The sequence below is a fragment of the Methanosarcina subterranea genome (assembly GCF_055385895.1).
Genome location: NZ_AP042426.1, coordinates 159,079 through 171,826 on the forward strand (window position 1 = coordinate 159,079; position 12,748 = coordinate 171,826).

At 38.7% G+C, this 12,748-nt stretch carries 9 protein-coding genes and 4 pseudogenes; 5 read left to right on the forward strand and 8 right to left on the reverse strand.

The genetic code is table 11. From position 1 onward, the window contains the following. Positions 1 to 21: 21 nt before the first annotated feature. Positions 22 to 1,161 (forward strand): DegT/DnrJ/EryC1/StrS family aminotransferase, encoded by a 1,140-nt coding sequence (locus ACZ5A8_RS00735; RefSeq protein ID WP_464531681.1) that lies wholly within the window; start codon positions 22 to 24, stop codon positions 1,159 to 1,161. After that, entirely contained in the window at positions 1,154 to 2,182 is a 1,029-nt protein-coding gene (locus ACZ5A8_RS00740) for a UDP-N-acetylglucosamine 4,6-dehydratase family protein (protein WP_464531682.1), read from the forward strand. The genes ACZ5A8_RS00735 and ACZ5A8_RS00740 overlap by 8 nt, the downstream gene beginning before the upstream one ends. A 200-nt stretch (positions 2,183 to 2,382) precedes the next feature. On the opposite strand, the pseudogene ACZ5A8_RS00745 reads toward ACZ5A8_RS00740, so the two are convergent. The 6 genes and pseudogenes from ACZ5A8_RS00745 to ACZ5A8_RS00770 all read right to left on the reverse strand — a co-directional run. Then, a pseudogene (locus ACZ5A8_RS00745) lies at positions 2,383 to 2,637 on the reverse strand (ATP-binding protein); the annotation flags it as partial. 60 nt (positions 2,638 to 2,697) lie between these two features. After that, positions 2,698 to 4,206, reverse strand: coding sequence for a group II intron reverse transcriptase/maturase (gene ltrA, locus ACZ5A8_RS00750; protein WP_464531684.1), 1,509 nt, complete (start codon positions 4,204 to 4,206; stop codon positions 2,698 to 2,700). Positions 4,207 to 4,542: 336 nt separating this feature from the next. After that, positions 4,543 to 4,665: a hypothetical protein gene (locus ACZ5A8_RS00755; RefSeq protein WP_464531685.1), complete on the reverse strand. Its 123-nt coding sequence runs from the start codon at positions 4,663 to 4,665 to the stop codon at positions 4,543 to 4,545. Between the two features lie 98 nt (positions 4,666 to 4,763). After that, positions 4,764 to 4,940, reverse strand: a pseudogene (locus ACZ5A8_RS00760) (ATP-binding protein); the annotation flags it as partial. Positions 4,941 to 5,037: 97 nt separating this feature from the next. Further along, complete coding sequence (gene ltrA / locus ACZ5A8_RS00765) at positions 5,038 to 6,537, reverse strand: group II intron reverse transcriptase/maturase (protein WP_464531686.1); 1,500 nt, start codon at positions 6,535 to 6,537, stop codon at positions 5,038 to 5,040. 549 nt (positions 6,538 to 7,086) lie between these two features. Then, positions 7,087 to 7,539 (reverse strand): annotated as a pseudogene (locus tag ACZ5A8_RS00770) (IS21 family transposase); the annotation flags it as partial. Positions 7,540 to 7,590: 51 nt separating this feature from the next. Between ACZ5A8_RS00770 and ACZ5A8_RS00775 the strand changes: the two are divergent. From ACZ5A8_RS00775 to ACZ5A8_RS00785, 3 genes are all read left to right on the forward strand, one after another. After that, positions 7,591 to 7,959 (forward strand): IS5 family transposase, encoded by a 369-nt coding sequence (locus ACZ5A8_RS00775; RefSeq protein ID WP_464533969.1) that lies wholly within the window; start codon positions 7,591 to 7,593, stop codon positions 7,957 to 7,959. Between the two features lie 2 nt (positions 7,960 to 7,961). Next, positions 7,962 to 8,327: a transposase gene (locus tag ACZ5A8_RS00780; RefSeq protein ID WP_464533970.1), complete on the forward strand. Its 366-nt coding sequence runs from the start codon at positions 7,962 to 7,964 to the stop codon at positions 8,325 to 8,327. 171 nt (positions 8,328 to 8,498) lie between these two features. Continuing rightward, the gene (locus tag ACZ5A8_RS00785) at positions 8,499 to 10,136 is read left to right on the forward strand and encodes an IS1634 family transposase (RefSeq protein ID WP_464531688.1); all 1,638 of its coding nucleotides are present in this window, start codon (positions 8,499 to 8,501) and stop codon (positions 10,134 to 10,136) included. 177 nt (positions 10,137 to 10,313) lie between these two features. On the opposite strand, the pseudogene ACZ5A8_RS00790 reads toward ACZ5A8_RS00785, so the two are convergent. Further along, positions 10,314 to 10,454, reverse strand: a pseudogene (locus ACZ5A8_RS00790) (sigma factor-like helix-turn-helix DNA-binding protein); the annotation flags it as partial. A gap of 103 nt (positions 10,455 to 10,557) precedes the next feature. Next, positions 10,558 to 12,003, reverse strand: a complete 1,446-nt coding sequence (locus ACZ5A8_RS00795; RefSeq protein WP_464531689.1) for a flippase — start codon at positions 12,001 to 12,003, stop codon at positions 10,558 to 10,560. Positions 12,004 to 12,748 lie beyond the last annotated feature (745 nt).

A 12,748-nucleotide genomic window follows, 5' to 3' on the forward strand; every position in this document is an offset into this window, starting at 1 on the left:
TTTAATTGGAGTTGAAATTTCTTGTCATGGAAAATTCCTCTTTTTAAAATCTATTGGGATGAATCAGACGTTGAAAACGTGAGTAACTGCATAAAAAGTGGGATGTACTGGGCTGAAGGGCCAGTTATTCAGGAATTTGAAGCTTTAATTGCAGATTACATCGGGACAAAATACTGTGTTTCATTCAATTCAGGAACCTCTGCACAGCATGCTGCACTCCTCGCTTATGGAATAAAGGATGGCGATGAGGTAATAGTACCTTCATTTACTTTTATATCTACAGCAAATTCGGCTCTATTTGTCGGTGCAAAGCCTGTTTTTGCGGACATTGAAGAAGAAACGTTTGGCCTTGATCCGGATTCGGTCCTGGAAAATATCTCCAGTAAAACACGGGCCATTATGCCTGTTCATTATGGGGGATGCCCCTGTAAAATCCAGGAACTGCGTGAAATTGCTGATGACTATGGATTGGTTTTAATCGAGGATGCCGCTGAAGCTTTTGGAGCGGAAATCAATGGAAAAAAGGTTGGGAGCTTTGGGGATGCTTCAATGTTCAGTTTCTGTCAAAATAAAGTCATAACTACGGGGGAAGGCGGAGCACTTGTAACTGATTCTGAGGAAATTTATCAAAAGTTAAAATTGCTCCGGTCTCATGGAAGAGCGGATAATGGTCAGTATTTCTCATCCACTCAAGCTTCGGATTATGTAACTTTAGGATATAATTTCAGAATGTCAAGTTTAACAGCTGCTCTTGGAATTTCTCAAATCCAAAAAACTTCTGAGATTATTAAAATGAGAAGGGAGAGGGCTTTCTATTTTACATCTCGCTTGAAAAAAGAAATTGGGACTAATGTGCATTATCCAGAAGTTCCTGAGTCATATTTTAATGTTTACCAGCTTTACACAATCTTCGCAGGTAAAAGAGATGAATTAAAGGACTATTTGGCAAGCAGGGAAATTATGACAAAGATTTATTTTTCTCCGGTTCATATTACTCATTTTTATCAAAATATTTTAGGATATGAATGCAAACTTCCAGTTACAGAAGAACTCGCTGAGAACGTCCTAACTCTGCCCATGCATCCCTGTCTGACTTTTGAGGAAATAGATTGTGTAGTCAATGAGATTAAGAACTTTTATGGAGAGCACTCCTATGTATAATACTAATTTTTTTAAGGACAAATCTATTCTTGTCACTGGAGGAGTAGGATCTATTGGAAGTGTACTGGTAAAGAAACTTCTTGAATTTGATCCGCATGTCATAAGAATTTTTGATAATAATGAAACAGGGCTTTATGACCTTTATAATGAACTCCAGTCTAAAAAAATAAGGCCATTAATTGGAGATATAAGGGATAAAGAGAGAATAAATAGAGCTCTTGAAGGGATCGATATTGTATTTCATGCTTCTGCTCTCAAGCATGTCCCTCTCTGTGAATACAATCCTTTCGATGCGATTAAAACAAATATCCTTGGCACCCAAAATATTATGGATGCAGCACTTGACCATGCTATCAACAAGGTAATTTTGATCAGCACAGACAAAGCCGCCAATCCTACAAATGTTATGGGAGCAACTAAATTGCTGGCTGAAAGGCTCACTGTTTCCATGAACTACTATAGAGGGAAACGGAGTACAGCTTTTTCTTGTGTTCGTTTCGGTAACGTGCTTAACACTCGTGGCTCGGTTGTCCCCCTGTTTAAAAATCAGATTGCAAAAGGTGGGCCTGTTACTCTGACGGATTCCGATATGACTCGGTTTATGATGACGGTCCCAAAAGCCATAGATCTTGTATTCAAGGCCACCGAACTTACTAGAGGGGGAGAGATTTTTATACTCAAAATGCCTGCATTGAGGGTCAAAGATTTAGCAGAAGTTATGATCGAAGAAATTGCTCCTCGATGCGGATATAAGCCAGAAGATATCAAAATAAAAAATATTGGTAAAAGACCTGGTGAAAAAATATATGAAGAATTGATGACAAGGTACGAAGCAGAATATGCTTACGAAAACGAGGATATGTTTATAGTATTACCGGAAAACTTTGAGGAAATATTATCTTTATCTTCTATGCTTCCAAAAGGCTTCAAGAAGACTGGCAGAAAGGCATATTCTTCTAATGATATAGATTCGTGTCTACTTAATGAAATGGAGATTAAGGATTTATTATCAGAAATATAACTCATCCATCTTCAACATTCTTATTTTTTCTATTTACTTTTTGTAGCGAGTCTCTTCTTTTATTTCAGTCAAATACCCCGCTAGCTTGCTGCGGGGTGCGCCAGTGTCAACGGCGGTTTAATTTTCCCCAATTTGGTCGGTTTAAATTTCCCCACCTTCAGATATAAATTTTACTCAATTTATCATAAACTCACTCAAAATTACTGATAGATATTTACCGTTTTTATACCCTGTTTTTTCCTTTCTTTCAGCCTGTAACTTTCCCCTTTGATATTAATCGTTGTACAATGATGGAGAAGCCTATCAAGCACAGCAGCCGCTATAACATGGTCTTTGAATATCTCTCCCCATTCTCCATATGACTTATTCGATGTCAAGATCGTTGAGCTCTTTTCATAACGTCTGGAGATCAGCTGAAATAGGCAGTGAGCTCCTTCTTCATCAAATGGTAGATAGTCGAATAGGGAGGAGGGGTTACCCCCATCCCCCCCTTCCAGGAACGAACCGTGCGATTTTCACCGCAGTTCGCTCGCGCATTTCACAACCCATTTCGGGCGGCATAAAGCGAAGAACGAAAGTCTGGTTTGAATCCATGGTGTCTGTCTCTTGAGGCGTTCCTTTCTTTCGAGGAAGTAGTTCCTGTCCAGATAAGGGTTGGCATCAAGTTTGGGCATGGTATGTCGACGGATTTTGGCATCTGAAAACTTTAGAAGTTTTGCATCCTTTGTCCGGAATACCCAGTTTCTGTTACCTTCCGAGTGCCAATATTTGTCTGCAATCCATTTATGTCCTTTATTGGGATGTCTACGTTTTCCCCATTGCCAAGTGACTTGCCATATATAGGCGTCAAGTTTACTGAACGTGTCTTTGGCCACGATATGGCGGTGATAGTTAGTCCATCCCCTGATAATCGGGTTGAGCTTTTTGATGAGTTGATCTTGTGTCCACGCTTTCGCCTTCCGGACAACAGTCTTGATCTTCTGAGTGATCGACTTGATTGACTTGTGGGATGGCTTGATAAGGAGGGTTCCTTTGTATTTGCGGAAGTTCCACCCGAGGAAGTCAAAACCTTTGTCAATGTGGGCGATCACTGTCTTCTCAGAAGAGAGTTCAAGACCCCTGGTTGTCAGAAATTCCTGAATGATTTCGCGTACCTCTTCTGCTATCTTTTTTGATGGAGCAGTGACCAGAAAGTCATCTGCATAACGGATGAGGTGTACTTTCTTCCTCGGGAAACGTTTGGTGAGAATCGTTTCTATACCATCCAGTGCCATATTGGCAAGGATAGGAGATACAATGCCTCCTTGAGGCGTGCCTTTATCAGTGTGGTAGAATGTACCATCAAAAATGAAACCGGATTTCAGGAATTGGGTCAGAATTGAACTGTCCATCGGAATATTCTTCTTGAGCCAGGCATGAGTTATGTTATCGAAGCACCCTTTGATGTCTCCTTCCAGAATCCATTGGCTTGACGTATTTTTCCCAAGGCATATGAATGCATATGATGATGCATCCTGTGCGCACTTAAAAAGACGAAAACCGAAGGATCGAGTATCGGCAGTAGTTTCTGCTACAGGTTGGAGAGCTATAGCATAGAGCGCCTGCATTGCTCGATCTCTCATGGTCGGGATGGAGAGAGGACGTTTGGTATCTTTCCCTGGTTTGGGAATATAGATACGACGTAATGGATGCGCGCGGTACTGTAGGTCGGTGAGAACGAGGGCTGCCCGCATCTTATCCGATGCGGTCTTCCAGAGTTCTCCGTCAACACCCGGGGTTCGTTTTCCCCGGTTTTGTGTAACAATCCGCACTGACAGTAGTTTAGCCGAGTGCGAATGAGCCAACAAGTATGTAAGCCTTTTAACCAGAGTCCAGTTTCCATCTTGTGTTGCCTTTGCAATCCGGGCCTGTAGCCTATTAACTCGGGAGTTTACCTCGTCCCAGTCGATGGAGTTCCATTGACGGGAAAGTTCCCGGTCAGTACGCTTCTCGCCATCAGGCGTAGTTGAATGTCGTACTTTCATTGGTATACCTCCCTTCTTTGCCGTGAAACACCTGTTTCAAGTCTGCACCTTTTAAGGTTGAGGCATATGCCCCTATCCTGCCGATTACAGGCAGGCATTAGCTTTTTGAAACATCCTTTTCCGTCTGCAGTATTTGTCGGTCTCACGACCTCCATACCTTCTAAGAGGAATGCATACGGGTTACCAAGTTCCCTATCGAGGATATTTTTTTTTTTTTTTTTGACACTTTAGGAGTCGTCTTTGGACCGAGAGCCATCGTGTCCGTTTACCATTCTGTATAGGCATCAGTAATGGTCAGGCTCCGTACCTTTTGGTTCAGGTGTTATCACCCTGTTTTCACCTGTTTGATGTTACGACCCTTTTCAACGATTCAGCGTTTGCTTCTCCATGGCGTCTTTTCCCTAGCAGATTGAACAGATCAGGGTTCCATTTTTCTCCACATTGTTCCATGGGCTTCATACCATCCCGTTGCCAAGATCGCATGCCACGGTAGGGACATCCCAAACGGAAGGGACGTCGGATTAACCCGAAATCCTCGATACAGCTTCTTGTCGCACTCCAATTTCATCAATTATCAGCACTTTATATTTCATCAAGTCCCTGATCTTCTTTTCAAGTATTCCTTCTCTATCTGCTATTTTCAACCTCTCGATAAGGTTTCCTGTATTGGTAAAGTAAACAGAAATTCCTGCTTTTATTGCTTGAATCCCAAGAGCAATTGCAAGATGAGAGTCGAATAACAGGGTGGGATTACTCCCTACCCCGTCTTCTAGGAACCGGACTTGAATTTTTCAATTCATCCGGCTCGAGCCACTACTACCCTTTCGGGTGTCAGTTTGGAACGGAATTGAATATATTGATACGTTTCTTCCGGTGGTATTCCATGAATTTCCATTGTTCGAAATATTCTTTGTCGATAAATGGATTATTTTGAAGACTTGCTAATCTTTGCCTAACAATTTTGGCATTGGAGAATCTCTCTAACGTCTGTACTTCTGTGCAGAATATGTATTTTCTGCTATCAGATTTATGCCAGTATTTGGTCGTTATCCAGGTGAAGCCTTTATTTGAGTGTCTTCTTTTCGCCCAGGAGATAAGCATGTGAAAGACTATGTTATCAAGTTTGCTGAATACCGCAGATGAAACTGCATGATTGTGATACTGTGCCCATCCTCTAATGATTGGATTGAGTGTTCGTATCAATCGGTCTTGATCCCATGCTTTTGCTTCGTTGATTATTGCACTGATTTTCTTGATAACTTCCTTTTGAGAGTCTTTAGATGGCTTCGGAAGGAGTTTTCCTTTATATTTCCTGAAGTTCCATCCGAGGAAATTAAACCCTTCACTAATATTAGTCACAAGAGTCTTTTCTTCGCTGAGCTTAAGTCCACGAGGATCTAAAAATGCTTGGATGATATAGATTATTTCAAGAGCTGTTTCCGAGGAATCAGCAGTTGCCACAAGGTCATCAGCAAAACGAACATAATTAACCTTGTGCCTGTTTTGATGAGATTTGTCAATTGTTCCATCGGATCTGGAGTAAAATCTCATCGCTAAGGCGTTTTCTAAGCCGTTTAAGGCCATATTTCCAATTATTGGAGAGATAGGCCCTCCTTGCGGTGTGCCTTTTTCGGTAGGAAACAGATGATAATTCTCGATATATCCGGCTTTTAGGAACTCTTTGAGGATTCGTTTATCCATAGGGATGTTATCAAGTATCCAATTATGGCTGATTTCATCAAAGCAGGCTTTAATGTCACCTTCAACGATCCATTCAGGAGAAACTTTCTTGCTTAAACAGAGGTGAAGGTAGGCATAAGCATCTTTTGTGGAACGATAAGGTTTAAACCCAAACGAAGTTTTATCACCTGCTGCAGATTCGATTGGGCCCAACACCAGAGAGTGCAAGGTTTGCATTGCTCTGTCATACATAGTTGGTATGCTAAGAGGTCTCAGTTTACCGCTTTTCTTTCGAATGTACTTCCGTGTTAATGGTTTTGCACGATAGCCTTTGTTCGTTAGTTGTAGAGCGAAACGCATCTTATCTGCCGCTGATGACCAAATGATGCCATCTATTCCGGGAGTTCGACTTCCCTTGTTAGTGGTTACTTTACGTACCGAAAGAAGTTTGGCATAAAAGGACCGGGTCAGAAGACGGGAGAGTTTGTTCACAGTTTTCCAATTTCCGTTCTTAGCTGCACTTGCAATTCGAGACTGTAGGTTATTAACGGCTTCTTTTACTCTTTTCCAATCAATACTTTTCCATCGTAGAGTGAGTTCTTTGTCTGTAAGGTCCGTAACCGAAGTTATCTCTGGTTCTCTTACATTCATAATTAAACAATCCCTGTTGCTTTCGTGACTAATGGCAAGTGGGCATGCTTTCGCATTGAGGCATTTTTTTTTCCTCTATATTCCCCATTACAGGAAACCGTTTGCTTTTTGCCAATTCCTCTGCCACCTGTGGCGTCGGTTTTCCTTGCGGAATTCCTACCTTATTAAGGACCACAAATGGTTTACCGAGTTCTATGTCATAGATAGTTGTTGGATACTTAGGAGGATCCTATAGACCGGAAGCCATATGTCCATTCGTCATGACACAACATGGAATGTCATAACCAGGCTTCTATGCCATTTTGGCTCATGCGTATTAACCTGCTTTCGCATGTTCTACGTTACGATCTCTCAAACAGATCTTCACCTTTCGGTTCTCCATATATCCTTTTCCCTAGCGGTTTGGAACTGTCAGGTTCAGTTTTACACCTCATTGTCCTCTGAGCTTTGCACAGATCCGTTGCCAGAAATGCACATCAGAATAGGGACATTCTGAATGGATAGAATGGCGGGTTGTTCCGCAATCCATAGCATAACTTCTCGTCGCACCATGTTATCATAGAGAATCTCCTGTGTAAATCCTCCAAAGTACTCAAAAGCATTTAGATGACACTGGATAAGAGTGGGAGTGTCTATACTCAGTGTAAATTCAACATATCTCATTCTGGAATATCCAAGAATCATGTTGAAGCAAAAGAGTTTCTTTACCTTTCCATCAACCTCAACTGTTCCCGTCTCTGCCCAGTCAACCTGAGCCTGTACACCTGGTTTTGTTTCATAACGGAGTACAGCAGGGATTCCCTGCTCAGGTCGGACTTCTCTTACAAAGTCCTTGACGATGGTCATTCCTCCATCAAAACCCATTTCTTTGATTTCACGAAAGAGGCGAGCAGCAGTATAGGGGCGTTCTTTGAGTTTTTCTAGAATATAGGATTTGTAAAGGTCAAGCTTGCTCTTTCTTCCGGAACGTTTCTGGGGTTCAGGTAAGGTTTTCAGGTGGAGCCTGTTTCAAAATTATATATTATTTGATTTTATATTATATAGGGGATTAGTATACATTTCGAAGAACTTACTGATGCTCAATGGGCTCATATTCACTCACACCTTCCTCCCCAACCGAAGGTTGGGAGAAAGAGAGTAAATGATCGTCAGATCATTAATGGAATTCTTTATGTTCTTGTTACAGGTTGTCAATGGCGAGATATGCCCAAACAATACGGATCTTACGTAACTGCTTGGAGACGACTAAAAAGATGGTCTGAAGAAGGTGTTTGGGATAAGATCTTTGATTCTCTCATAGGTGATTCTTATCAGAATGGACAACTCTCCCTTGAAATTGTTGCAATAGATAGCAGTTTTGTAGAAGCAAAAAAAGGGGGGAGAGTGTCGAGTATAATGGATTCAAAAAGAGAAAAGGAATAAAGATTCATGCAGCCGTAACCTCAGAAGATCTTCCAATAAGCATTGTTATTGGTTCAGGAGCGGAATATGATCCTTACAGATTTGAAGAGACTATTGGAGCAATAAAGGTAAGGACCGGATACAGACCAATAACAAGACCAGAAGAAATAGTAGCAGATTCAATTTACGATGATACGCAGGTACGAGAGTACCTGCACAGGAGAAGAATCAAAGCTTCTATTCCTGAAAACAAAAGAAACAGAAAGAAAAGAAAAAGAGGAAGACCTAGAAGATTTAGTAAAAAATCGTATGCGAAAAGGTCAGCAGTAGAAAGGTTTTTCTCAAGGATAAAAACAGGATTCAGACCGGAGTTTATACTTTATGATTAAAAGTGATATCATTCGGCTTATTTTTCATAGGGTCTAACTAATTTTAATTATTTGTCACCAAATCTTACTCACATTACATAAAAAATAAAAATATCAATAGGATTATTTATGGCAAAATTAATAATAGAATAATTCAAAGAATTTATATGTATTTAGGGTCTAATAAATCTCATGCATTTCAAGATCAAAACTATAAAAGGCAATAAATATCTTTATGTCATCAAGAATGAATGGATCGATGGAAAAGTAGTTCAAACAATTCAAAAATATGTTGGAACCGCGGACCATGTTTATGAGCTCATAACAAAAAACACTGAAAAAAAGGTAGCTTCCTACTCTTTTGGTAAACCAGCTGCCTTACTCAAGGCAGCTGAAGACGTGGGGTTAATCAAAAGTCTGAACAAACACATTGATCGGAAAAACATAAAAGGTCTCACCCCAGCAGAATATCTTCTCCTAATCATCATTGGTAGATCCGAACATTCCTTAAGCAGAAACGTTCTTGATTACTATTTTAAAGAAAGTTCACTTCAATTTTTCATGAAGCCAAAGTACAAACTCTCAAGTCAGAACTTCCTGAATTACATGGAAAAATTGGATGAAGAAACAATCCGCAAAATCGAACTTGATATCTCTCAAACATTGATCAAAAAAGGAATAAGGCCAACGAAGCTAACATTTGATACAACTAACTTTTATACTCACATCGAGCATGGGGAGGATCTTCCAAAAAAAGGTTTTTCCAAAGATAAACGATATGATAAGAACCTCATCGGAGTTGGTTTGACAACTTCAAACGGAAACCTTCCTTTTCAGACAATTACGTATCCAGCAAACGTTCCTGATGTAACTCTGTTCTCCGATCTGATTGACAGTATCTGCAAACGTATAGAAGAGATAGGGATTCCTCTTAAGGAAATAACAATTGTTTTTGATAGAGGAATGAACTCTACAGATAACATAGAACATATTTTGGATAAAATGCACGTTGTTGGGGCTTTACCTTCTTCGATGTGCAAAGATTTATTCCATGTTCCTTTGTCCGATTTTGAAGAAAAATGGGAGAATGGAAAAAAGAATATCATCAAAGCTCATCGTGTAAACGGAAACTGGTATGATAAAGAATTTACTGGAGTCATAAAATACACTGAAATTACTAGTCGAAAACAGATGCATGAGTGGGAAGTTAAAAAATTTGATATCCTGGAGAAGATTGGAGAAATAAGCTCAAAATTTAACCGTAAAGGAAAATGCAGAAAAATGACATCAAAAGGTCTCATGAATCGTATTGTTGATACAATTCCAAAGCAATATAGAGGTCTCTTTGATTACAATGTCGTTGAAAAAGAGGGAGAGTTACAACTTTATTTCAGTTTAAATGATGATCAGGAAAAAGAGTTTCTTTTAGGGATGGGAAAGACTGTTGTGTTTACTGATAAGGATAATATTGCAACAAAAGAAATTGTGGACATGTACGATTCCCGAAACATGATTGAAGAGGATATAAAGTGGCTGAAAGACAAGTTACTGATACCGGTAAAGCCTGTGTATGTCAGAAAGGATATGAAGATCAGAGCCCATGTGTTTCTCTGTGTAATGGGGTTACTGCTACACAATTATTTGCTTCATTTGATCGATGACCAGGAGCTAACAATTCAAAAGCTGGCCGAGAATCTTGAAAAGATAAGAATGGGATTAGTATACAATGGAAAAGGAGGGGAAAACGCAGAGTTTGTCGTAGAGGAAATGAACAAAGAAACTGCGGAGATCTTTACAAAACTTCAACTTGGGGAGTATATCCCAAGTTGAAGTCGTCAACTTAATTAATTTTTTGTTAGACTGTGAATAATCATAGCCAAGAGCCTTTCTTTTTTAATATCTTAGAAACTCCGGTCAGAAGAATTATCCTAAGGTATGAAAGATTGGACAGAATATTCAGGGCATTAGTGATATTAGCAACATTCTTTATTTATTGGGAAAAGCTACAGGAGAAGTTTTGAAACGAGCTCGGTGGAGATATTTACTCACCGTTTTTCTGTCGAAACCTGTTTGTCTGGCGATTTCACTGATGCTCAAGTTTTGTGAACTTAAATCTCGTATCAAGAATAAATCCTCCTCTTTCAGCATGATCACAATCCTCGAACTTTTCTCAAGGATTGAGAATTGGGGAATTTTAATCCGCCGAAAATGGGGAATTATTCACCGCCGTTGACAGCCAGCGCAACTTTGATTATGTGTTTATAATTGACTTAATAAAGTCGAGTTCTCTTTTTTCAAATCCTTTTAATAAAAACATGATCATCGCATAAAATGTAGCACAGATCCCTATTGTTAATAGGATACTATACAATCCTTTAGGTTCTATTTCAATAATTATCAGGCTCATCAAAAATGAAGCGAGAATGCTTTTCATAATAAATTCGGCTTTAACATCAAACATGAACAACTTGGAACAGTATTGCCATGTAACTACAAAGCTAAATACAAATGCAATGAGTGTCGTAACAGCTGCTCCCAATATGCCTATGATCGGAATGAATACAAAATTTAATGTGAGGTTTAATATTGCGGAGAATAACCATATTTTACCTATTATTTTTGTCTTTTTTTCAAGCACACACACATTCGAAATTATACCGTACATTCCAAAAAAGAGGGAACTTAGGGCTGTAAAAGGTGTAATTAAATATCCCTCTGTGGCAATTTCTGGTGTGGTGAGTATTATTAATAGTGGTTTTGATAGTAGCGATAGCCCGAAAACGCAAGGTACTGCTATTAATATGAAATACTTCATGGCATAACTAAGTATTGTGTGTACTTCTTTAAAATTGCCGTTGTCATAACATTCAGAAAGGGTTGGTGGAAGAATGAAAGCCAAAGGTGCAAAAAACATGTGGATAATGTTCCCAAGGGCGTATCCAGGTGAATAAAACCCTACAAAAGCAGTCCCTAAAAGAATTCCAATTACATAACGGTCACTGGAATTTACGATCCAACTTGAAAGATTTCCTGGAATTGTTGGAAGACCAAAACTGAGATACCTCTTCAAATTTATAAATTTTGGGATCTTAAATCCAACTTCTGAGATCGTTATGAGGGCTGTAATAAAAAAAATGATAATTTCTTTTAGCATGAATCCCAGCACTGCCCCAAAAACACCTCTGCCAGTAATTACAAAAAAGCTTACCAAGATTATGTTAAGCAATGTTTGAGTAAATAATAAGATGGAATATTTTTTTATTTGTTGAGTTGCTCTTAAGTAACTAAAAAAGAAGCTGTTAAGGCACTCTACAAAGACAATAACGCATAAAATTTTTACGATCAGTACATTGCTGTCAAATAAGTTGTTTGCTATTGAGTTTGAGAATATATATATCAGAAGTGATGCTACTGTGCTCGCAACTGTAACTACAAAAAGGATCGAAAAAAATATTTCTTGAATTTCTTCTTTCTTTTCTAAAGTTGGTAAGAATCTGGTCATTGTGTATGGGAGCCCAAAAAGAATAGCTAAAGGTACTATTCCAACTGTAACCATAAGTTGCGCCCATATTCCATATTCTTCAATGGATAAATGTTTGGTAAGTATGGGTAAGAAGATGATGCTACTTAAAGAGAGAATCAGATTTGTTATCCCCACTAATCCGACTCTTTGTGCAAATGTTTTGTACTGATTCATATTTGATCAATGTCCAATGCAGTAACTCTCTATATTACTACTTTTTAAAATTTTTTGGGCAATTTTTAAATTTGTCATCTGTTGAGGGGTTTCTTAGTTTCTGAGTGACTAGCCCAAAGGAAGATATACATCGAATTTCCGAATTGCAATTATTCAAAGAACCCTGCATCGGTTAATGGTATTGATTCGGAGATCTCAATGTACCCACTACACGGCTAAAAATAAGAAACTCAATATCTCTCAATTATTTATTAATGTTTACCTATAAAACTTGACTCTATATATATTGAAGGAATGTTTCCAAAGCCTTTATAGTTGAATTGTTAATTTTCTTTTTTGACTTATTTTTATTCGTGTGTATTATCTATATTACTTATAGTTCTACTTAGAGCCTATCCGAAAAGTCAGTAATGGCATGTTGTAAAGTTACTATAGGTCTATAATATCGAGTCATTTGTATTCGGTTAAGGATTTTGAGCTGCGGATCTCGATTTCGACGGAAAAACTCAAACCCAAATGTTTAGTGTTTAAATTGAAATCGATATCAGATTCCAGTTTTGCATTTGATGAATAATTTAACAAATTTTATGAAAATCAATGCAAGTGATAACGATTTTTCCTTAACCGATGACCAATGAAGTCCAATTTTATTCCCATAATTTGGAATCGATGCACTAGTAAACTTGGACTCTTTTTTAGTTTATCATTATCAAAATTATGGGGGTTAGATACTACAAATCGTAAA

Excerpts from the sequence above, each read along its gene's own strand:
- ACZ5A8_RS00740 (WP_464531682.1), top strand. The coding sequence starts at position 1,154 with ATGTATAATACTAATTTTTTTAAGGACAAATCTATTCTTGTCACTGGA.
- ltrA (WP_464531684.1), bottom strand. The coding sequence starts at position 4,206 with ATGAAAGTACGACATTCAACTACGCCTGATGGCGAGAAGCGTACTGAC.
- ACZ5A8_RS00755 (WP_464531685.1), bottom strand. The coding sequence starts at position 4,665 with ATGAAGCCCATGGAACAATGTGGAGAAAAATGGAACCCTGATCTGTTC.
- ltrA (WP_464531686.1), bottom strand. The coding sequence starts at position 6,537 with ATGAATGTAAGAGAACCAGAGATAACTTCGGTTACGGACCTTACAGAC.
- ACZ5A8_RS00785 (WP_464531688.1), top strand. The coding sequence starts at position 8,499 with ATGCATTTCAAGATCAAAACTATAAAAGGCAATAAATATCTTTATGTC.
- ACZ5A8_RS00795 (WP_464531689.1), bottom strand. The coding sequence starts at position 12,003 with ATGAATCAGTACAAAACATTTGCACAAAGAGTCGGATTAGTGGGGATA.